Genomic DNA, 21,403 nt, shown 5'->3' on the forward strand with positions numbered 1-21,403 from the left:
ACGCGGGCCTGTTGTCATTTCACCTTTGGTCGTTTCAGAGCAACATCCGTGTAAATATCGCGTGACAATCGCCATGCCGCCTACATAAAATTTGCCGACGAGCAAATTTATGCACTCTGGAGAAATTCTGTGGGCATGCTGACCTGGATGCTGCCTGATGCTTCCCACTGACGATATCGCGCGATGGCGCGTGCGTGTTTTCTCCACCTTGCTGCCGATCGTGCTGGTGCTGGGCACCAGCGCCGCCTTGCCGAGCGTCGCCCTGGCGCTGCGCCAGGGCCTGTGGCAGATCGCGCTGATGGACGCGGTGGCCCTGGCCTGGATCTTCGCCATCTGGCGCCTCGACCGCCTGCCCCACACTTTCCGCGTGCTGAACTTCCTGGCCGTGCTGTTCATGGTCGCCATCGGGCTGATGCTGGCGGTGGGGCCGGTGAGCCTGAACTACCTGATGGCGCCGCCGATCATGGCCGTGATCCTGCTCGGCAACCGACCCGGCATCCTCACGCTCGCCTTGGGCGCGGTGTGCATCGTGGCGTTCGGCGTGAAGGGTTATGCGCGGCTGTACGTGCCGGGGCTGGAGACCGATCCGCTGCTGTCCTCGGTGGTGGTGGCGATCAACTTCAGTTGCGTCGGCGGCCTCGTCACCTTTGCCGCCGGCACCCTCTTCAAGGGCCTGGCGCGCTCGGCGCAGGAAGCGCGCACCGCCGCCGACGCCGTCAACCGCCTGGCCTTCTACGACGTGCTGACCGGCCTGCCGAACCGGCGCCTGCTGATGGACCGCCTGGCCGAACTGGCCGAGGGGGCGCGCCGCAACGGCGCCCTGGGCGCGCTGCTGTACGTCGACCTCGACAATTTCAAGAACGTCAACGATGCGCGCGGCCATGCCGTCGGCGACCAGCTGCTGCGCCAGGCCGCCGAACGCCTGGCGGCGGTGGCCGGAGCGCGGGCCTGCGTGGCGCGCCTGGGCGGCGACGAATTCGTGGTGCTGCTGGACGACCTGGGCGCGGAGGCAGGCGCCGCCACCACGCGCGCGCTCGCGCTGGCCGAAGAGATCCGCGGCGCGCTGTGCGAAAAGATGATCATCGAGGGCCAGCGCTACTACGCCACCACCAGCATCGGCGTCGCGCTGACCGCGGCGGCGGGCGCGCCGCTCGCGGTGCACGACCTGCTGCGCGAGGCCGATACCGCCATGTACCACGCCAAGGCGCGCGGCCGTAACGGCGTCGCCCTGTTCGAGGCCGGCATGCTGCGCGACGCCGAACGCCGCCTCACCCTCGAGCGCGACCTGGGCCTGGCGCTGGAGCACGGCGAGCTGTCGCTGCACCTGCAACTGCAGGTCGATGGCGCCCGGCGCCCGAGCGGGGCCGAGCTCCTGATGCGCTGGCGCCGCAAGGACGGCAGCAGCGTGCCGCCCGACCAGTTCATCCCGGTCGCCGAGTCGAGCGGCCTGATCGTGCCGCTGGGCGAGTGGGCGCTGCGTGAAACCTGCCTGGCCTGGCATGCGCTGGCGCGCGCCGGCCATCCGCTGCCGCTGTCGGTCAACGTCAGCCCGATGCAGTTCCGCCAGCCCGACTTCGTGGCGCGGGTGGAAAGCATCCTGAAGGACACCGGGGTGCCGCCCGGCCAGCTGGTGTTCGAGGTCACCGAAGGCCTGCTGGTCGACCGCCTCGACCAGACCATCGGCCGCATGCACGAGCTGGCGGCGCTGGGCGTGCGGATCTCGGTCGACGATTTCGGCACCGGCTACTCGAGCCTGGCCTACCTGACCCGCATGCCCTTGTACGAACTCAAGATCGACAAGAGCTTCATCCGCGACACCCCAAACGACAAGGACGGCACCGCGATCGTGCAGTCGATCCTGTCGATGGCCGGCCACCTGGGCCTGCGCGTGGTCGCCGAAGGCGTCGAGACCGAGGCCCAGGCCGGGTACCTCGCGCACCACGGCAATGCCAGCATGCAGGGCTTCCTGTTCCACCGGCCGATGCCGCTGGAAGCGCTGCTCGAGCATCTGCGCCGGTCGTCCTGAGTTCGCACGGTTCGCTGGCCTGCGCTGCACGAGCGCCTCCGACGTAAATCGCCGCGATCCCGTATCATTTCATTTTGTCATGCCATGTTTGGACGGGAGGGATATCGATGGATGAGGTAGGAATCGTACTGGCAATGCTGCTGGCGGTGGTGGCGAGCGGCTACCTGGTGCGGATACTGCCGTTCGCCGTCCCCCTGCCGCTGGTCCAGATCGCGCTCGGCGCCGCCATCTCCAGCACCACCAGCCATGGCGTGCGCCTCGAGCCGCACATCTTTTTCCTCGTGTTCCTGCCGCCACTGCTGTTCCTCGACGGCTGGCGCATTCCCAAGGTGGGCCTGTTCCGCGACCGCTCGACCATCCTCGAGCTGGCGCTCGGCCTGGTGCTGTTCACCGTGATCGGCGCCGGCTTCCTGATCCACTGGCTGATCCCGTCGCTGCCGCTGGCCGTGTCGTTCGCGCTGGCCGCGATCCTGGCGCCCACCGATCCGGTCGCGGTGTCGTCGATCGCGGCGCGCGTGCCGATTCCGCCGCGCCTGATGCACATCCTCGAGGGCGAGTCGCTGCTCAACGACGCCAGCGGCCTGGTGTGCTTCCGGTTCGCGGTGGCGGCCGCGCTCACCGGCACCTTCTCGCTGGGCGACGCCACCCTCACCTTCCTGTGGGTGGCGCTCGCGGGAATCGCGATCGGCGTCGGCCTGACGATCGCCGTCAGCTGGGCCCAGCGCATGCTGGCGGCGCGCATCGGCGAGGAAAGCGGCTCCCCGATCCTGGTCAACCTGCTGCTGCCCTTCGGCGCCTACCTGGCGGCCGAGCACCTGCAAGCCTCGGGCATCCTGGCGGCGGTGGCGGCCGGCGTCACGATGAGCTACGTCGAGCTGAGCGGCCGCGCGCTGGCCACCACCCGCGTACGCCGCGCCGTGGTCTGGGATACCGTCCAGTTCGCGCTGAACGGCATCATGTTCGTGCTGCTGGGCGAGCAGTTGCCGTCCATCGTCAGCGCCGCCCTGGTCGCGCCCGAACTGCCGGCGGCCCATGATGTCTGGTGGCTGCTGGGCAATGCGCTGGCCATCAGCGTCGGCCTGATCCTGCTGCGCTTCATCTGGGTCTGGGTCTCGCTGCGCCTGACCTTGCTGGCCGCGCGGCGCCAGGAGCAGGCCGTCTACCGTCCGAATCCGCGCCTGATCCTGGCCACCTCGCTGGCCGGCGTGCGCGGCGCGATCACCCTGGCCGGCGTGCTGACCCTGCCGCTGGCGATGCCGAACGGGACGCCGTTCCCGGGCCGCGACCTGGTGATCTTCCTGGCCAGCGCGGTGATCGTGGTGTCGCTGGTGCTGGCCAGCGTCGGCCTGCCGCGCGTGCTGCGCGGCCTGGAACTGCCGGCCGAAGCGGCCCACGAAAGCGAGGAAGACCAAGCGCGCCACGCCGCCGCGCTGGCGGCGCTGGAAGCGATCGCCACGGCCCCTCCGCCGCCGCCGACCTCGGGCTGCGATGCCGAGGGCGCGGCCGAGATGCACGCCAGCGCGGCCGACCAGGTGCGCAGCCTGTACCAGTACCGGCTCGACGGCGGCACGGGCGCGGGCGTCGACCCGGACCGCGCACGCGCCGCCGAGAGCGCCGAGCGCCACTACCGCCTGGCCGCGCTCGAGCAGGAACGCGCGGTGCTGCTGCGCATGGCGCGCCACAACCAGCTGTCGGACGAGATCGCGCGCAAGTTGCTGCGCGAGATCGACCTGGTCGAGGCGCGTTACCGCTGAGCAGGTGCAGTCGGAGTCAGATTGCGCCTACGTGCTTCGGACTGCGCCTACGTTACTTCGCGTACAGTGCGCAGGGGAAGCCAAGGGTAGGATCGGCTGGAAGATCCACCTTCCAGCGACCCTGCCATGCCCAGCGAAAAAACCGACGCCGATGCCGTCCCCAGCGATCCACCCGCCGCCGCGCGCGCGGCCGGCCTGCGTTACGTCCATGACGACCGGCCCGGCATCCGGCGCGAAACCGTCAAGGACGGTTTTCGCTATCTCGACGCCCGCGGCGAGCCGGTGACGGACGAGGCGACGCTGGCACGCATCAAGCGCCTGGTCGTGCCGCCCGCCTGGACCGAAGTCTGGATCTGCCCCCAGGCCAACGGCCACCTGCAAGCCACCGGGCGCGATGCCCGCGGCCGCAAGCAATACCGTTACCATCCCAAATGGCGCGAGGCGCGCGACGAGGTCAAGTACGAGCGCATGCTCAAGTTCGGCCAGGCGCTGCCGGCCATCCGCGCCGAGGTCGACCGCGCCCTGCGCCTGCCCGGCCTGCCGCGCGAAAAAGTGCTGGCCACCATCGTCTACCTGCTCGAAGCGACCATGATGCGTGTCGGTAACGAGGAATACGCGCGCACCAACAAGTCGTTCGGGCTGACGACGCTGCGCAACCGTCACGCGAAGGTCGACGGCAGCGACGTCGAGTTCAGCTTCCGCGGCAAGAGCGGGGTCTATCACAAGGTCAAGGTGCACGACCGGCGCCTGGCGCGCATCGTCGCGCGCTCGCGCGACCTGCCGGGCCAGGAACTGTTCCAGTACGTGGACGAGGATGGCGAGACCCACGCCATCGATTCGAGCGACGTCAACGAGTACCTGCGCGCCATCAGCGGCGAAGACTACACGGCCAAGGATTTCCGCACCTGGTCGGGCACCGTGCTGGCGGCGCTGGCCCTGCAGGAGTTCGAGAAGTTCGATTCCGAGGCCCAGGCCAAGAAGAACATCGTGCGCGCGATCGAATCGGTGGCCGAAAAGCTCGGCAATACGCCGTCGATCTGCCGCAAGTGCTACGTGCACCCTGCCGTGCTGGACGCCTATCTCGACGGCGCCGCGCTCGAGGTGCTGCGCGAACGCACCGAAGAGAAGCTGCAGGAAGACCTGCACGCCCTGCAGCCGGAAGAAGCGGCGGTGCTGGCCATGCTACAGCAGCGCCTGCGCCACGAGCAGGCTCAGTTGCAAAATCATCCGAAGCCCCCGGCGTCACGCAAGAAGCCTGCGCCGGCGAAGGCCGCGACCCGCAAACCATCGCGCCCGGCCGCCCGCGCGGCGGCTTGAGCGCATCACGAAAGGACTGGCATGACCGCATACAAGATCGAACTCGTCGCCCGTTTCGAGCACCAGGTCACCGGCGTCTCGGTGTCCGAGGACGAGCGCATCTTCGTCAACTTCCCGCGCTGGACCGAGGACAACGCCATCTCGGTGGCCGAGCTGAAAGCGGATGGTTCGCTGCGCCCCTACCCGGACCAGGAATGGAACGCCTGGCGCAACGCGCGCAAGGACGAGGTGACGCCGCACGACCACTGGGTGTGCGTGCAGAGCGTGGTGGCCGACGGCCGCGGCAGCCTGTGGGTGCTCGACCCGGCGGCGCCGGCCCAGGCGCACCTGGTGTCCGGCGGCGCCAAGCTGGTGCAGGTGGACCTGGCGAGCGACAAGGTCGTGCGCACGATCGCCTTCGACGAAGACGCCGCGCCGCAGGGCTCCTACCTGAACGACGTGCGCTTCTCGAACGACGGCAAGTACGCCTACATCACCGACTCGGGCGTGGTCGGCGCCATCCTGGTGGTCGACCTCGGGCAGGACAAGACGGTGCGCCTGCTCGACGGCCATCCGTCGACCCAGATGAAGAAGGGCTTGAACGTGAAAGCCGACGGCGAGGTGCTGCGCCGGCCGGACGGGCGCGGGGTCGAGTTCTCGGCCGACGGCATCGAACTCTCTGGCGACGGCGCCTGGCTGTACTGGCAGGCGATCAAGGGCGACACCCTGTACCGCATCCCCACGCAAGCGCTGATCGAACGCGGCCTGCAGGGCGAGGACGTGGGCGACGCGGTCGAGGAGTATGGCCACAACGGCGTCAACGACGGCCTGCTGTTCGATCGCGGCAGCAAGCGCATGTTCCTGACCTCGGTGCAGGACGATGCGATCAAGATGCGCGACCTCGACCGGGGACCGCAGGCCGAGGTACGGGTGGTGGTGCAGGACGAACGCCTGCGCTGGCCCGACACCTTCAGCCAGGGCCCGGACGGCACGGTCTACGTGACGACCTCGCACATCCAGGATTCGGCTTTCTTCAAGCCGGACGCGCCGGCGGCGCTGCCGACCGAGTTGTGGAAGCTTATTGAATCAGGTAAGTGATGACCTTCCAGCCGCCGTCCGCCTCGCGCGAGGTGACCACGGTTTCGGTCACGCCCGGACGGTTGGCGTACACGGCGCCGTACTGGATCACCACATAGTCGGCTTCCGGTGCGCCGGGCAAGGTGCGGGTATGGCGCGCGTTGGCCAGGGTGCGCGACTTCAGTTCGCCCAGCGGCGCGCGGGCGCCCGCCAGCATGCCGTTCCATTGCTCCGCGGTGACGGCGCTGCGAAATACCGTGCCGGCGGCGTTCCAGCTTTCGGCGGCCTTGCCCGCATCGGCGAGCTCGAGCCACTGCCCGGCGGCGGCCACGCCGGCCTTGGTGTGCTCGGTTTCCTGCGCATGCACGGCGGCGACGGGCATGGCGAACATCATGGCGAGGGCGATCGGTGCGAGCTGCTTCATGGCGGACTCCGTCTGGAAGGATCGAAAACCGACAGCATAGCGCGTTCCGGCGCCGCACAAACTCACACAATTTCGCGGCTCAGTTGCCCCTCAGTCGCCAGAATCGTACTTGTTGAACACCTGGCGCAGATAGGCGATGAAGGTCTCGTCCGTGCTCTGCGACTTGCCCTTGGTGTCGGACAGCTTGGCCACCGGCTGGCCGTTGCAGCGCACCAGCTTCATGACGATGTTCAGCGGCTTGTGCGGCGTGTCGTTGGTCAGCTTGGTGCCGATGCCGAAGCCGGTCATCACGCGGTCGGCGAAATGGCGGTACAGCTCGAGCGCCTTGGGCACCGTGAGGGCGTCGGAAAACACCAGGCGCTTGGTGCGCGCGTCGATGCGCAGCTTGGCGTAGTGCGCCAGCGCCTTCTCGCCCCACACGACCGGGTCGCCCGAATCCTGGCGCAAGCCGTCGAACAGCTTGGCGAAATACAGGTCGAAGTCCGCCAAAAAGGCGTCCATGCCCACCACGTCGGTCAGGGCCGTGCCCAGGTCGCCGCGGTATTCCTGCACCCAGTTCTCGAGCGCGGCCTTCTGGAAGTCGCGCAGGCGGGTGCCGAAGGACTGGTGGGCCTGCAGGTACTCGTGGGCCATGGTGCCGATCGGCGTCAGCTTGAGTTTGTACGCCAGGTAGACGTTCGAGGTGCCCTTGAAGTACTGGGGCAGCTCGCGCGCCATGGTGGTCACCACTTCGTCGTGCCACTCGCCGGAATAGCGGCGGCGCACGCCGAAATCAAAGAACTCGAACGGGTTGGCGCGCGGCGCCTCGGTGCCGAAGGCGCGCAGCTCGTCGATCTTCTGGCGCAGGCGGCGCCGCGCTTCGAGCAATGCTTCCTGCTGGTCGAAGCGGCGGAAGTACAGCTCGTTGACGATGTAGAGCACGAAGATCTCGAAGCCCATCACGTGCACCAGCGGGCCGCTGGCGCGGATCGTCAGGTGCGGGCCGTCGGTGTCGACCCGGATGAACTTGCGCTGGAAGCGGAACAGCGTGAGGAAGTCGGCGAAGTCGCTCTTGATGAAGCGCAGGCCGCGCAGGTAGGCCACCTCGCCCTCGGTGAACATCATGCCGCACAGGTAGTCGAGCTCGCGCTCGACGTCGTCCTTCAGTTCGGCCAGCGGATAGGCCGGCTCGTTACGGCAGCGGAATTCGTATTCCCCGGTGGCGCCGGGGTGGCTGTGCAGCAGGGCCTGCCACATCGTGAACTTGTAAAGGTCGGTCTCCAGCAGGCTGCGGACTACGGGTTTCATCAAGGCTCCAGGCATGTGCGCAACGGGCGCGGCAGGCTGTATTGTCGCCTACTTCTCGGCGCGGCGCTTTGCGGCCCGCTTTGGGGCCAGCATCGTGCCCGTGCAACCCGGGGTGCCGCAGCGGCAGGCGAACAGCTTCTTGAGCTTGGGCGTATGGCGCTCGTCGTAGATCAGCGCGTAATTGTAGTTCAGCTCTTCGCCGGCTTCGATGTCCTGCATGGCGTGGATATAGACCTTGCCGTCGTCCTCGAAGGCTTCGCAGTTGGGCGTGCAGGCGTGGTTGATCCAGCGCGCGTCGTTGCCGTCGCGGCCACCGTCGATCACGCGGCCATCGGCCAGGCTGAAATAGAAGGTATGGTTGATCGGCCCGCCCGCCTTCTCGGCGCGCCGGGTCGCCTTGTCCCAGCTGATGCGCTGGCCCTTGTATTCGATGATGCGGTCGCCGGCGGCGATCGGGCGCAGTGCGAAGACGCCGTTGCCGTGGACGGGCGACTGGCGCACCTCGACCATCGGGTCGGTGTCGGCGGGTTTGCTGCCGCCCTTGGCGGCGCTTTTCTTGTTGGTCATCTGGTTGCCGAATGGAAGATTGAAGCGGACGATTGAAGGAATGCATCCATTATGGCGGCAATCGCCGCGCATTGCCCGCACGCTTCATCAGGAAAGTCCGGCCGCCGCGCGCAAGGCGGCGACGTCGATCTTCTTCATCGGCAGCAGCGCCGTCATGACGGCGTCGGCTTGCGGACCGGCCATCCAGGACATGATCTCGGTCGGCGTCACCTGCCACGACAGCCCGAACCTGTCCTTCAGCCAGCCGCACTGGCGCGCTGCCTCGTCTCCGCCCTCTCCCAGGCGTTCCCAGTAATAGTCGATCTGCTCCTGGCTGTCGCACATCACCATGAACGAGACCGCTTCAGTGAAGTGGAACAGCGGCCCGCCGTTCATGGCGATGCAGGGCTGGCCGTCGACCTCGAACTGCACCGCCATCACGCTGCCCGGCGTCATGCGGTGCACGTCCTGGCCGGCCGCGCTGTAGTGCGACACGTGCGTGATGCGCGAGTCGGGGAAGATCGAGATATAGTGCTTGACCGCTTCCTCGGCCTGGGTGTCGAACCACAGGCAGGGCTGGATCGGCGCGTGCAGTTGCATGTCGTTCTCCTGTCAGGCGTTACGTAGGGCTAGCCGGGGAAATCCTCGGCGCGGTACTCGACCGTGTCTGCGGCCCCGGCCTCGCGCCCGGCTTCCTCGCGGCGCAGCTCGACGCGCCGGATCTTGCCCGAGATGGTCTTGGGCAGCTCGCGGAAGGCGATGCGCCGGATCCGCTTGTACGGCGCCAGGCGTTCGCGACTAAAGGCGAACAGCGCGGCGGCCATCTCGCGGCTCGGCTCGACCCCGGCGCGCAGGGTCACGAAGGCCTTCGGCACGGCCAGCCGCAATGGGTCGGGACTGGGCACGATGGCCGCCTCCAGCACGCTCTCGTGCTCGATCATCACGCTCTCGAGCTCGAACGGGCTGATGCGGTAGTCGGACGACTTGAACACGTCGTCGTTGCGGCCGACATAGAAATAATAGCCGTCGCCGTCCACGCTCGCCGTGTCTCCCGTATGGTAGTAGCCGGCCCGCATCACCTCCCGCGTCTTTTCCTCGTTGCCTTCGTAGCCGACCATGAGACCGATCGGGTTCGACGCAAGTTCCACCGAGATCTCGCCCTCCGCCGCCGGCCGGTCGTCGAGGTCGAGCAGCGCGATGCGGTAGCCCGGCAACGGACGGCCCATCGAACCCGGCTTGATCGGCTGGCCCGGCGAATTCCCGATCTGGCAGCTCGACTCGGACTGGCCGAAGCCGTCGCGGATGCGGATGCCCCAGGCGCGCTCGACCTGCTCGATGACTTCCGGATTGAGCGGTTCGCCGGCGCCGACCAGTTCGCGCAACGTGGGCTTCCAGGCGGCCAGGTCTTCCTTGATCAGCATGCGCCAGGCGGTCGGCGGCGCGCACAGCGAGGTCACGCCGCAGCGCACCAGCGTGTCGAGCACGGCGCGGCTGCTGAAGCGCTCGAAATTGAACACGAATACCGTGGCGCCCGCGTTCCACGGCGCGAAGAAGCAGCTCCAGGCATGCTTGGCCCAGCCGGGCGCGCTGATGTTCCAGTGGACGTCGCCCGGCTGCAGGCCGATCCAGTACATGGTCGACAGGTGGCCGACCGGATAGCTCTGGTGGGTGTGCAGCACCAGCTTCGGCTTCGCCGTGGTGCCGGACGTGAAGTACAGCAGCAGCGGGTCGGTGGCGCGCGTCTCGCCTTCGGGGACGAACACGCTGGCCACGTTCTCGCTGTCCGCGTAGTCGTGCCAGCCTTCGGGCCCGCCGCCGACGGCAATCCGGGTGTAGTTGCCGGCGAGCGCCTCGAATTTACCGGCTTCGCTGGCCTGGCCAATCACGTGTTTGACCTGTCCGCGCTCCAGGCGGTCGGCCAGGTCGTCGCCCGCCAGCGCCATCGTGGTCGGCACCAGCACGGCGCCCAGCTTGATCCCGGCCAGCATGATTTCCCACAGCTCGACCCGGTTCGGCAGCATCAGCAGCACCCGCTCGCCGCGCCGCACGCCGAGATTGCGCAGGTATTCGGCCACCTGGCTCGAGCGCGCGGCCATGTCGGCGAAGGAGATCTTGCGTTCGCTGCCGTCTTCCTCGACCACCCACAGGGCGGGCGCGTGATTGTCCCGGGCCTGGTGATCGAAGAAGTCGAGCGCCCAGTTGAAGCGGTCGAGCTCGGGCTGCTCGAAATCGCGGTAGGCGGTGTCGTAGTCGAGCCGGTGCCGCTGGAGGAAGTCGCGCGCCTGCACGAAGCGCTGGGTTGGCGTCATGGGTGTCTCCTGGTCGCTATGCCATGTGGATGGCGGGATGCGTGACGCTCCCGCCTTGCGACCATTCTGCCACCGATTCGGCCCGTGGTGACGCCTGACGCTTCAGTTGCGCCGCAGCGGCGTCACCTGCATCTCGTCGGCCGGCGCCATCATGTCGATCACGCGGCAGTCGCCGCACATGCGCAGGCGATCGAGGTTGGCCGCGAACGCCGGGTGGGAACCCAGGCGCCCGAGCATGTTCTCGACCATTTGCAGCGTGCCGAACGGCTTGCTGCAGCGGATGCAGTGGAAGGGCTGCGATTCGTTCAGCACCACCGCCGCCATGCGCTCGGGCGCGAACGAGATGCGCGGCATCAGCGCGATCGCGTTCTCGGGACAGGTGTTGGCGCACAGGCCGCACTGGACGCAGTTCTTTTCGATGAAGCGCAGCTGCGGCGCGCCCTGCCCGTCCTGCAGCGCATTGGCCGGGCAGACGCCGACGCAGGACATGCACAGGCTGCAGGCCTGGCGGTCCACGAGCAGCGCGCCGAACGGCGCTTTATCGGGCAGGCCGATGTGCGGCGGCTGCTGCGGGGCATGGCGGTGCAGGTGGTCGAGCGCATAATCGAGGGTGTTGCGCTTGTCGGCAGCCAGGTGGAACACCGCTGGCGACGACGGTGTGTCGCCGCGCGGCGCATGACGCAGGGCCAGCGCCAGTTCCTGGGCCGCCTCCAACGGTGACGCTTGTGGCCCGCCAGCCAGTTGCAGCAGCTGGAAGTGCGGCCCGGCATACCCCAGGCCATCGAGCACGGCCTGGGCGATGCGCATCTGCTCGCCCAGCGCCTGCACGTATTGCGGGGCTTCCTCGCCCGTGGTCAGCACGGCGACGCCGGCCGCGCCGTAGGCCATCGCCGCCAGCCAGACGTCGATGCCGGTCGATGCGACGTAGTGCAGCGAGAACGGCAGGATGCGGCCCGGAACGCTGTCGCCAAGGCGTTCGATGACGTCCAGCCCCTGCGCATCGTGCAGCAGCAGCACCGGCTGCGCGCCCCCCGCCTCGCGGAAGGCGCGCAAGGCGGCCTGGATGCGCTTGCCGGTGAACGGCGCCGGCGGATAGGCGTAGCTCATGGCGCCGGTCGGGCACACGGTGCCGCAGGCGCCGCAGCCGGCGCACAGGTAAGGATTGACCTTGACCCGGTCGCCGTCGCTCACGATCGCCTTCGCCGAGCAGATGTCGACGCAGGCGCTGCAGGCGTGGATGCCGTTGCGGCCGTGGGCGCAGATGCGCTCCTTGTAGCTGAAGTACTTCGGCTTCTCGAAGTCGCCGACCATGCCTTCCAGGGCCTCGACCGCCTCCATGCGCGCCGCCTCGCCATCGCCGGGCGCGTAGTAGCCGTGCGGGCGCTGGTGGCTGGCGATCAGGCGCGCCGGGCACAGGTCGAGCACCAGGTCGAACCGGCCCTCGCCCACCGGCTGGCCGGCCGCGCGCCAGCGCGCCTCGAAGGCGCCCAGCCAGCCGGCTACCGCCACCGTCTGCGCCCTGTGCACCGGATACAAGCGCGGCTGCGGGCGGTCCGAGGCGTCCGGCTCGTCCAGCAGCAGCACGGTGACCGACAGCGCGCCGGACAGCCGGTCGGCCAGCGGCAGCGCGTCACACGCGCTGCCAACCACCAGCGTGCGCCCGTGCGAGCGGTAGTCGACCGTAACGGCCGCCTCGAAGTCGGGAAAGTCGCGCGCGGCCTGCAGCGCGGCTACGCGGGCGGCCGCGTCGCGGCCGTCCTGGACAGGGTCGGAAGCCGCCCCGTCGTTGAATCGGATGTTCATGTGGTCCCTTGTGTTGGCGTGCCCGGCTGGCCGTCGGCTGCCGGGTCGTCGTCGCGCCGTGCCTGCGCCTCGCCCTGCTTGTCCTCGTCCTCGCCCAGCAGGCGATTCAGCACGCCGGGGGCGTGCCTGAGCGAAGCCAGCATGGCGTCGGTGAGCGGCGCGGCCTTGTTGTAGTCGGCGATATAGATGTCCAGGCCGTCCATCACCGCGAAGTTCGGATCGGCGAACAGTTTTTTGAGCGCCATGCGCTGCACGGCCTTGTCGACGCCCTTGGCGACGAAGGCCGAGTAATCGGATTCCGGCGTCAGCCGGGCCACGTCGTCCAGGGTCGGCAGCGCCCGCTGATCCTCCTGCACCGGTGGCGGCGGCGCGGCGGCAGGTAGCGGCGCCGGCGCGACTTCCTGCACCGGCTCGGGCGCCGCCTTCAGGCGCGACCAGCGGCGCAGGAATCCTTCCTCGGCCACGGCGTCAGCGCTCATCCGTGCTGCCTTCCCTTGCGCGGGCGCGGCGTGAAATGCTCGCGCAGGTAGCCCGCGACCCAGCTGTAGATCTCGGCCGGCATGGTCACGCCGTCGGCCGACTCGCCCGAATCGAACATGCGCGTGCCCTCGACGTAGCTGACCGAGGCGCGCGCCGGCATCGCACGGCCGTCCTCCATGCGCCACAGCACGAACACCTTCGATTCCGGCGCCATGACGTTCTCGTAGTAGCCCTCGTGCTCGTCGGTGTACAGCTCGAGTTCGAGACCGGAGACCAGGTAGTAGTCGCGCTCGGCGCTTTCGCTCAGCACCGACAGGCGCGGCAGCTCGCCGCGGTCCGGCACCACGCCCACCGCGGCCCAGCTGTCCATATCGCCCCAGCGGTGCCGCACCGCGCGCCGCTGCATGATGATGGCGACCGGCATGCTTCCCATTTTCATCGCTCGGCCTTCATTTGTTCGGGCGCGTTTTCAGGCACGCCTTTCTTGTTCACCGTCGGCGACGCCCCGGCCGGCTCGGCGCGGGTCGGACCCTGCTTGACGTCTTCGCTCGGACGCGCCGTGCCCAGTTTCTCGCTCTTGACCGGCACGTTGGCCGCATGCAGCGCGCGCGCGCCGAGCGGCGCGGCGCCGGTGGCGGGCGCCGCGCCCGCCGTTCCCGGAGCGCCGCCGGCCGGGGCCGGCGACGGCACGCCGGCGCCCGGCGGGGTCGGATCGGAGGCGGCGACACCCGTCGGCCCGCTCACGGGCGGCGGCGGCTTGATGGTCCAGCCCTCCTGCGCGGCGCGCTGGCGCCACTGGCCGCTGATCCGGTCAATCGACGCGTTCAACGCTTCCTTTTCCTTGGCCGCCCTGGCGTCGGCCTCGGCCTTTTTCGCCGCCGCGGCCTGGGCCTGGGCCGGCGATGGCGGCGGCAGGGCCGCCCACGATGCGCCGGCCAGGCCGGACGCCAGCGCCAGCGCCAGCACGCATTGCAATCGCCTGATCGTCATCGCGTTCCTCCTGATTGTCCCTGCGGCGCCGCATTGTTGGCCGCCGGGGCTTCGGTGCTTCCCGGCGCCGGCGCGACGGGGCGGTTCTCGCCCGACGGCAGCTCGCTGCCTGGACGTCCGGCGCTGGACGGCTGGGTGACGCCGCTCGACGGCCCCTGGCCAGTTTCCCGGGTCTCGCCGCCGGTCTCGGCGCCGCTGGTATTGCCGCCCGCGCCGCCGGCGATGCCCGGCGTGCCGCCGGCATAGGTGGCGTCGGTTTCCGGCCGCGCCGTGCGCGCCATGAGCTGGCCGCTGGTCATGCCGCCGGACGACACCTGTCCGGGGTACTTGGTCTGGATCACGCCATTGGCGGCGGGCGCCTGGCCGCGGTCGCAGGCGGCCAACGCGCTGGCCAGCAGCGCCACGGCGCCCAGGACCGATGCATCGAATCGTTTCATCGTCATTTCCTCAGTGCGCCGGGCCGGGTTGCGGACGGCCGCCCTGGCCCGGCACGTCGCGACCGGGCACCATGCGTCCGTCCTTGTCCATGCCGGGCGGCACGCCCGTCTTCATCTGCTCGTACCACAGCTGGTGGTGGGCCTTGGCCCAGTTCTCGTCCACCGTGCCGTAGCGCATCGCCTCATAGGCGCCGGGCGTGCCCCAGGTGCCGATGTAGGCGTGGCCCATGGCGGCCGCCATGTACATCGCCGCCGCGCCCACATGCAGGACGTTCGCCACCTGCATCACGTAGCGGGTCTGGCCGACGGCGAAGTCGAGCACCAGGCCGGTGACCGACATGATCAGGCCCAGCAACGCGACACCACCCCAGAACCAGGTCTTTTCGCCCGCATTGAAGAAGCCGGCCGGAACGTGCTTGTGGCTGATCAGCCCCCCGCCCTGCTTGACCCATTGCCAGTCGGCGCGGTTGTAGAAGTTGCGCTTCAAGAAGGTGAAGAACATCAGGATCGAGCACAGGATGAACAGCGGCCCGACGAAGTTGTGCAGGTATTTCGAGATGATCGCCACCCAGGAGAACAGGTCGTGCCCCATCCACGGCAGCATGATCTTCTTGCCGTACATGATGATGATGCCGGTGATGCCGAGGGCGATGAAACTGAAGGCCGTGGCCCAGTGCACCTGGCGCTCCCAGCGGTTGAAGCGCTGCATCTTGCGCCCTGCCTCGGCCACCTGGTTGGCCGGGCCGATGGTCCGGTAGAACACGAAGATCGCCAGCGGCACCGCCAGCAGGATGAAGCCGGCGATGGTCGCGAGCGGCCCGTTGCGCAGGTGGCGCCAGGTGTTGCCGCCGCGCTGGACGATGACGTTGCCCTCCTTGCTGCCGTACTGGCCCAGGTAGTGCCGGTCCATGTGCACGCGGCCCGATTCGGATTGCAGCAGGCCGGGGTCGGGCACCACCGAGTCGGCCTCGATCTGCAGCATGGTCTGCTCTTCGGCATACGCCGGCGTGGCGCGCTCGTTCTTGACGCCGGCCCAGCTGCTGGACAGGGCCAGCGTCGCCACCAGGAGCAGCATCGCGCGCAACACATTCAGATTCGCTCGCATGTCGTCTCCTCAGGGATTGGCCCGGTTGTATTCGTTCTGCTTGCCGTTGCGGTTCTCGACCGTGGCCCACCAGGCCAGCCGGTCGTTGTGGAAGCGGCGCTGGTAATGGCGGTCGTCCGGCTTGCCGGCGTACTCGCCCTTGAGCCATGGCGGGTGCTGGTCCACTTCGAGGCAGCCGGCCAGCAGCACGGCCGGCACGATCATTGCGCATGCTTTGAGGAGCTTCATGTCGGGAACCTCCCCGCGTGGTTCTGCGAATCGCGCACGTCCTGGTTGACGCGCGGCGAGTCGCCCTCGGCCTTGTACTGGCCACCGCGTTTCGGCCTGCCGTAGGCGATCTTCCAGCCCCACAGCTGCGGGCCGTAGCCGCGCGTCTCGACCCGCTGGCGGTAGATGTCGGCGATGACGTTGGCGTCGCCGCCCAAGAGCGCCTTGGTGCCGCACTGCTCGGCGCAGGCCGGCAGCTTGCCTTCGGCGATGCGGTTACGGCCGTATTTCTTGAACTCGGCTTCCGAGGTGTCCGGTTCCGGGCCGCCGGCGCAGAAGGTGCACTTGTCCATCTTGCCGCGGTGGTTGAACAGGCCGGTCTCGGGGAATTGCGGCGCGCCGAACGGGCAGGCGTAATAGCAGTAGCCGCAGCCGATGCACTGGTCCTTGCTGTGCAGGACGATGCCGTCCTCGGTGTGGTAGATGCAGTTGGTCGGGCATACGGCCAGGCACGGCGCGTCGGTGCAGTGCATGCAGGCGACCGACACCGAGCGCTCGCCCGGGATGCCGTCGTTGATCGTCACCACGCGGCGCCGGTTGATGCCCCAGGCCAGTTCGTGCTCGTTCTTGCAGGCGGTCACGCAGCCGTTGCAGTCGATGCAGCGCTCCGTGTCGCAGATAAATTTCATTCTTGCTGGCATAGTCGATCTCCTGTCGGCTCGTCAGGCGCGCACCACGCGGCACAGCGATACCTTGGTTTCCTGCATCATGGTCACGGCGTCATAGCCGTAGGTCCAGCCGGTATTGATGGCTTCGCCGCGCACGATCGGCGCCCCATGCTCGGGATAGTGCCGTTCCAGGTCCTCGCCCATCCACCAGCCGCCGAAGTGGAACGGCGCCCATACCAGGCCCACCGGCACCCGCTCGGTGACCATCGCCATCATCTTCAGGCGCGCGCCGGTCGGGGTCTCGAGCCACACGTATTCGCCCAGCTTGGCGCCGATCTGGACCGCGTCGCGCGGATTGATCTCGACGAACATGTTTTGCTGCAGCTCGGCCAGCCAGGGGTTGGACCGGGTTTCCTCGCCGCCGCCCTCGTACTCGACCAGGCGGCCCGAGGTCATGATCAGCGGAAAGTCTTTCGAATAGTCGACCGCCTGCACCGATTTGTACAATGTCGGCAGGCGCCAGTGATTGGCCTTGTCGTCATAGGTCGGGTACTTGGCCACCAGGTCGCGTCGTGGCGAAGCCAGCGGTTCGCGGTGGACCGGCACCGGATCGGGGAAGTTCCAGACGTTGCAGCGCGCCCGCGCATTGCCGTACGGCGCGCAGCCGTGGGCGATGACGACCCGGATGATGCCGCCCGACAGGTCGGTCTTCCAGTTCTTGCCCTCGGCCATGGCCTGCTCGGCCGGGGTCAGCTCGGCCCACCAGCCCAGTTTTTTCAGGAACACGTGGTCGAACTCGGGGTAGCCGAAGTCCAGCTCGCTGTTCTTGTTGGTCGAGCCGTCGGCCGCCAGCAGGCTCGATCCATTGTGCTCGACGCCCCAGTTGGCGCGGAACGGCAGTCCGCCCTCGGCCACGCTCTTGCTCAGGTCATACAGGATCGGCGTGCCCGGATGCTTCATCTCCGGCGTGCCCCAGCATGGCCACGGCAAGCCGTAGTAGTCGCCCTTGCACGGGCCGGAATCGGCGCGCAGGGTGGTCGGGTTGAACGTGTGCTTGTTTTCCATGTGCAGCTTGAGCCGCTCGGGCGAGCAGCCCGTGTAGCCGATGGTCCAACACGAGCGGTTGATCTCGCGCAGGATATCCTCGACCACCGGCTCGTTGTGCACCACCTTGATGTTCTTGCACAGTTCCTCGGCGAAGCCGAGTTTTCGCGCGAACAGGTACATGATCTCGTGGTCGGTCTTGCATTCGAACAGCGGCTGGATGACCCGCTCGCGCCACTGGATCGAGCGGTTCGAGGCCGTGCACGAACCCTGGGTCTCGAACTGCGAGGCGGCCGGCAGCAGATAGACGCCGTCGGTGCGGCCATGCATCGCCGCCGTCATGCTCGGATAGGGATCGATCACCACCATCATGTCGAGCTTTTGCATCGCCGCCTTCATGTCCGGCAGGCGGGTCTGGCTGTTCGGCGCGTGGCCCCAGTAGAACACGGCGCGCAGATTGCTCGGCTGGTCGATGAACTGGTTTTCTTCGTTGACCGCATCGAACCAGCGCGACACCGTGATGCCGGGCTTTTCCATCAGTTCCTTGGAGCCGAAGCGCGACTTGATCCATTCGTAGTCGACGCCCCAGACGTTGGCGAAGTGCTTCCAGGCGCCTTCGGCCAGGCCGTAGTAGCCGGGCAGCGAATCGCCGTTGGGGCCGACGTCGGTCGCGCCCTGCACGTTATCGTGGCCGCGGTAGATGTTGGCGCCGCCGCCGGGAATGCCGATATTTCCCAGCACCAGCTGCAGGATCGACAGCGCGCGCACATTGGCGGTGCCGACGTGGTGCTGGGTGATGCCCATGCACCAGACCACGGACGAGGGACGGTTGGTCGCCAGCATCTCGGCCGCCAGGCGCACCGCCGATTCCGGCACGCCGGTCACGTCCGACACCTTGTCGGGCGTCCATTTCATGACTTCGGCGCGCACGTCGTCCATGCCCCAGGTGCGCTCTTCGATGAATTTCTTGTCTTCCCAGCCGTTATTGAAGATGTGCCACAGGATGCCCCACACCAGCGGGATGTCGGTGCCCGGCCGCACGCGCACGTAGTGGTCGGCAAAGCGCGCCGTGCGGGTGAAGCGCGGATCGATGACGATCATCTTGGCGCCCAGCTCCTTGGCGTGCAGGAAGTGCAGCATCGAGATCGGGTGGGCCTCGGCCGGGTTGGAGCCGATGAACAGCACCGCCTTGCTGTAGTGCAGGTCATTGAACGAGTTCGTCATCGCCCCGTAGCCGAAGGTCTGGGCCACGCCGGCGACGGTGGTCGAGTGACAGATGCGGGCCTGGTGGTCGCAGTTGTTCGAGCCCCAGAACGACATGAACTTGCGCAGCAAATAGGCTTGCTCGTTATTGTGCTTGGAGCTGCCGATCAGCATCAGCGCATCCGGGCCGGCTTCCTTGCGCAAGTGCAGCAGCTTGTCGCCGATCTCGTCGATCGCCTGGTCCCAGGAGATGCGCTGGTATTTGCCGTTCACCAGCTTCATCGGATAGCGCAGGCGGTGCTCGCCGAAGGCGTGCTCGCGCACCGATGCGCCCTTGGCGCAGTGGGCGCCCATATTGATGGGCGAATCGAAGGCGGCCTCTTGCCGCACCCAGACGCCGTTGGCGACCACCGCGTCCACCGAACAGCCGACCGAGCAGTGACTGCACACGGTGCGTTTGACTTCGGTGGGCACCGGGGTGTTCGGCACCGGGTCGGCCTGGGCCGGCTCGATCACGTTCAGCGGCAGGTGGCGCGCCAGGGCGCCGGCGCCGGCGGCAACGCCGGCCCCGACCAGGAAGCGGCGCCGTTTCAGGGCGCTGTCGCGCGTAGACTTGACCAGTGACATGGGATTCCTCTGCTTGCCTACCAGTAGGCGGCGGTGGCGTAGTAGCGGCGGATGTGATCCGTCTCGTGATAGCCGCGCTTGACCTTGGGGTCCGGCGCGGCCGGTGCGGCCTCAGGCGCCGCGCTGGCCGGGGCGGCGGCAGCGGCCACCACCAGCGCGCCCAGCGGGGCGGCCTTCAGGAAGCCGCGCCGCGCCGGGTCGGGCTGGCCCGGCGTCTGTCGATCATGCTTGCTCATCGGTGTCCTCTCCTACTGCGAAGCTCTCGGCCTCGATGGCCAGGAAGGCCTGCGCGAAGCGCGCGACCAGGCGGTAATAGTTGGCGCCCTCGGCATTGGCGATGTCGTCCAGCGCGCGCATGCACCAGCCGCCGATGTGGGCCTCGAAGAACTGGCGCTGCACCGCCAGCGGCTGGCGCCGGATGCCGGGGGCGCCAGCGACCAGCACGCGCATGGTCTCGCACAGCGCGCCGAGGTGGTCCTCGAACTCGCCCCGGCCGCGCATGCGCGCCAGGCCAAGCCGCGCCAGGTCGTCGCGCAGCAGCGCCAGCGGCGTGTCGTTCATGTAGCCGGCCAGGTAGCGCGAGCCATACGGGTCGACCGGCGGCGTGCCGATGCTGACGAACAGTGCGTTGAATTCATCGTGCACCACCTGGGCGTCCATCACGCCGGACGCCACGGTCAGGTGTTCCCACGCACGCTCCAGCGCCGGATCGCCGCCTTCGGCCAAAATAGGATCGCTGGACGCAAGCGCTTCCAGCAGCGCCGCGTCGGGCGCCGCCAGCAGCAGGCGCGAGAGCAAGGCGTAGAGGTCGGCCCTGGCCTGGTCTTCGCCGCTGGGCGACATGGCAGGCGCAGAGACCGCGACGAAGGCGGTGTTGACGGACGTGCTCGGACTTGTAGATGACACTGTCGATCACTCCAGTTGTTCAATTTGTATCGCCAGTGTAGACGCCGATTCACATTGAGCGCGCACAGTTGCGCCTAGCGCATTCCGGCGGCATGCATGACGATTCTTATGAGAAATGCGACGAGCGACAGGGTGACGACACCACCGAGCCACAGCAGCGCCATCCACCCCAGCCGGCGCAGCCATTCGCGGCGCGCCGCCATCAGTGATACCCCGCGTCATGCTTGACCTTGCCACGGAATACCCAGTACGACCACCCCGTGTACATCAGGATGATGGGCAGGATGAACAGCGTGCCGACCAAGGCGAAGCCCTGGCTCTGCGGCGGCGAGGCGGCTTCCCAGATCGTGATCGCGGGCGGCACGACGTGCGGCCAGATGCTGATCGCCATGCCGCTGTAGCCGAGGAAGATCAGCGCCAGCGCCAGCACGAAGGGCTGGCGGAACGGCTGGCGCCCCAGTGAGCGCAGCAGCAGCGCCATGCACAGCACGACCAGGATCGGCACCGGCGCCAGGAAGGCGATGTTGGGGAAGGTGAACCAGCGGTCGGCCACCGCCGCGAAGCGCAGCGGGGTCCAGATGCTGACCGCGACGATGGCCCCCAGCAGCAGCCAGGCGAAAGGCCGCGCGACCTGGATCATGCGCGCCTGCAGCTCGCCCTCGGTCTTCATCACCAGCCAGGTGGCGCCCAGCAGTGTGTAGGCGATCATCACGCCCACGCCGGCCAGCAGCGGGAACGGCGCGACCCAGTCGAGCGGCCCGCCGGCGAAGCTGCGGCCCGAGACCGTGATGCCGTCCAAAAAGCCGCCCAGGGTCACGCCCTGGAAGAAGGCCGCCGCCACCGAGCCGCCGATGAAGGCCTTGTCCCACAGGTGGCGCTCGTGCTCCTTGGCCTTGAAGCGGAACTCGAAGGCCACCCCGCGAAACACCAGGCCGATGAGCATGAAGATCAGCGGCAGGTAGAGCCCCGAGAGGATGATCGCGTAGGCCACCGGGAAGGCCGCCAGCAGCCCCTCCCCGCCCAGCACCAGCCAGGTCTCGTTGCCGTCCCACACCGGCGCGACCGAATTCATCATGGTGTCGCGGTCGCGCTTCTTCGGCGTGAACGGGAACAGCATGCCGATGCCCAGGTCGAAGCCGTCCAGCAGCACGTACATGAAGACGGAAAAAAAGATGATCAGGATCCAGATGACGGATGTGTCGATGCCCATGGTG

The 21,403-nt window shown here is 68.0% G+C and carries 22 protein-coding genes; 4 read left to right on the plus strand and 18 right to left on the minus strand.

The window, feature by feature from the left end; genetic code table 11:
- Window positions 1–157: 157 nt before the first annotated feature.
- From KY496_RS07810 to KY496_RS07825, 4 genes are all read left to right on the plus strand, one after another.
- The gene (locus KY496_RS07810; protein ID WP_219864406.1) at window positions 158–2,026 is read left to right on the plus strand and encodes a bifunctional diguanylate cyclase/phosphodiesterase; all 1,869 of its coding nucleotides are present in this window, start codon (window positions 158–160) and stop codon (window positions 2,024–2,026) included.
- A 107-nt stretch (window positions 2,027–2,133) separates the two neighbouring features.
- Window positions 2,134–3,780 (plus strand): Na+/H+ antiporter, encoded by a 1,647-nt coding sequence (locus KY496_RS07815; protein ID WP_219864407.1) that lies wholly within the window; start codon window positions 2,134–2,136, stop codon window positions 3,778–3,780.
- Window positions 3,781–3,906: 126 nt separating this feature from the next.
- A complete protein-coding gene (locus tag KY496_RS07820) occupies window positions 3,907–5,097 on the plus strand; it encodes a DNA topoisomerase IB (protein ID WP_219864408.1) in 1,191 nt (396 codons plus the stop codon).
- A 21-nt stretch (window positions 5,098–5,118) separates the two neighbouring features.
- Window positions 5,119–6,174 (plus strand): L-dopachrome tautomerase-related protein, encoded by a 1,056-nt coding sequence (locus KY496_RS07825; RefSeq protein ID WP_219864409.1) that lies wholly within the window; start codon window positions 5,119–5,121, stop codon window positions 6,172–6,174.
- Here the strand turns inward: KY496_RS07825 and KY496_RS07830 are convergent.
- The 18 genes from KY496_RS07830 to cydB form a co-directional block, all read right to left on the minus strand.
- Window positions 6,155–6,577: a DUF4019 domain-containing protein gene (locus tag KY496_RS07830; protein ID WP_005667268.1), complete on the minus strand. Its 423-nt coding sequence runs from the start codon at window positions 6,575–6,577 to the stop codon at window positions 6,155–6,157. The genes KY496_RS07825 and KY496_RS07830 overlap by 20 nt on opposite strands.
- A gap of 90 nt (window positions 6,578–6,667) precedes the next feature.
- Complete coding sequence (gene pncB, locus KY496_RS07835; protein ID WP_184238688.1) at window positions 6,668–7,864, minus strand: nicotinate phosphoribosyltransferase; 1,197 nt, start codon at window positions 7,862–7,864, stop codon at window positions 6,668–6,670.
- A 48-nt stretch (window positions 7,865–7,912) separates the two neighbouring features.
- On the minus strand, window positions 7,913–8,431 hold the full coding sequence (locus tag KY496_RS07840) for an SET domain-containing protein (RefSeq protein WP_005667266.1): 519 nt from the start codon (window positions 8,429–8,431) through the stop codon (window positions 7,913–7,915).
- 87 nt (window positions 8,432–8,518) lie between these two features.
- Window positions 8,519–9,010, minus strand: coding sequence for a VOC family protein (locus tag KY496_RS07845; RefSeq protein WP_005667264.1), 492 nt, complete (start codon window positions 9,008–9,010; stop codon window positions 8,519–8,521).
- A gap of 29 nt (window positions 9,011–9,039) precedes the next feature.
- On the minus strand, window positions 9,040–10,719 hold the full coding sequence (locus KY496_RS07850; protein WP_219864410.1) for an AMP-binding protein: 1,680 nt from the start codon (window positions 10,717–10,719) through the stop codon (window positions 9,040–9,042).
- A gap of 102 nt (window positions 10,720–10,821) precedes the next feature.
- Window positions 10,822–12,522 (minus strand): 4Fe-4S binding protein, encoded by a 1,701-nt coding sequence (locus tag KY496_RS07855; protein ID WP_219864411.1) that lies wholly within the window; start codon window positions 12,520–12,522, stop codon window positions 10,822–10,824.
- On the minus strand, window positions 12,519–13,001 hold the full coding sequence (locus KY496_RS07860; RefSeq protein ID WP_177185538.1) for a DUF3306 domain-containing protein: 483 nt from the start codon (window positions 12,999–13,001) through the stop codon (window positions 12,519–12,521). Before KY496_RS07860 ends, KY496_RS07855 begins: the two co-directional genes overlap by 4 nt.
- Window positions 12,998–13,441 (minus strand): DUF3305 domain-containing protein, encoded by a 444-nt coding sequence (locus KY496_RS07865; protein WP_005667257.1) that lies wholly within the window; start codon window positions 13,439–13,441, stop codon window positions 12,998–13,000. The genes KY496_RS07860 and KY496_RS07865 overlap by 4 nt, the downstream gene beginning before the upstream one ends.
- The gene (locus tag KY496_RS07870) at window positions 13,438–13,992 is read right to left on the minus strand and encodes a hypothetical protein (RefSeq protein WP_219864412.1); all 555 of its coding nucleotides are present in this window, start codon (window positions 13,990–13,992) and stop codon (window positions 13,438–13,440) included. The genes KY496_RS07865 and KY496_RS07870 overlap by 4 nt, the downstream gene beginning before the upstream one ends.
- Entirely contained in the window at window positions 13,989–14,429 is a 441-nt protein-coding gene (locus KY496_RS07875; protein WP_219864413.1) for a hypothetical protein, read from the minus strand. The genes KY496_RS07870 and KY496_RS07875 overlap by 4 nt, the downstream gene beginning before the upstream one ends.
- A gap of 10 nt (window positions 14,430–14,439) precedes the next feature.
- Window positions 14,440–15,534 (minus strand): formate dehydrogenase subunit gamma, encoded by a 1,095-nt coding sequence (locus KY496_RS07880; protein ID WP_071362359.1) that lies wholly within the window; start codon window positions 15,532–15,534, stop codon window positions 14,440–14,442.
- 9 nt (window positions 15,535–15,543) lie between these two features.
- Entirely contained in the window at window positions 15,544–15,762 is a 219-nt protein-coding gene (locus KY496_RS07885) for a hypothetical protein (protein WP_184238681.1), read from the minus strand.
- Window positions 15,759–16,430, minus strand: a complete 672-nt coding sequence (gene fdh3B / locus KY496_RS07890; protein WP_040776255.1) for a formate dehydrogenase FDH3 subunit beta — start codon at window positions 16,428–16,430, stop codon at window positions 15,759–15,761. Before fdh3B ends, KY496_RS07885 begins: the two co-directional genes overlap by 4 nt.
- Window positions 16,431–16,463: 33 nt before the next feature.
- Entirely contained in the window at window positions 16,464–19,283 is a 2,820-nt protein-coding gene (locus KY496_RS07895; protein ID WP_005667245.1) for a formate dehydrogenase subunit alpha, read from the minus strand.
- A 17-nt stretch (window positions 19,284–19,300) separates the two neighbouring features.
- On the minus strand, window positions 19,301–19,519 hold the full coding sequence (locus tag KY496_RS07900; protein WP_005667244.1) for a formate dehydrogenase region TAT target: 219 nt from the start codon (window positions 19,517–19,519) through the stop codon (window positions 19,301–19,303).
- Window positions 19,506–20,189 (minus strand): molecular chaperone, encoded by a 684-nt coding sequence (locus KY496_RS07905; protein ID WP_219864414.1) that lies wholly within the window; start codon window positions 20,187–20,189, stop codon window positions 19,506–19,508. The genes KY496_RS07900 and KY496_RS07905 overlap by 14 nt, the downstream gene beginning before the upstream one ends.
- 74 nt (window positions 20,190–20,263) lie before the next feature.
- Window positions 20,264–20,392 carry a DUF2474 domain-containing protein gene (locus KY496_RS07910; RefSeq protein ID WP_005667240.1) on the minus strand — a complete coding sequence of 43 codons (129 nt, stop codon included), beginning with the start codon at window positions 20,390–20,392 and terminating at the stop codon, window positions 20,264–20,266.
- On the minus strand, window positions 20,392–21,399 hold the full coding sequence (cydB, locus tag KY496_RS07915; RefSeq protein ID WP_219864415.1) for a cytochrome d ubiquinol oxidase subunit II: 1,008 nt from the start codon (window positions 21,397–21,399) through the stop codon (window positions 20,392–20,394). The genes KY496_RS07910 and cydB overlap by 1 nt, the downstream gene beginning before the upstream one ends.
- Window positions 21,400–21,403: the final 4 nt, after the last annotated feature.

Origin of the sequence: Massilia sp. NP310 (genome assembly GCF_019443485.1) — a bacterium.
In the GTDB taxonomy this organism is placed as follows: domain Bacteria; phylum Pseudomonadota; class Gammaproteobacteria; order Burkholderiales; family Burkholderiaceae_D; genus Telluria; species Telluria timonae.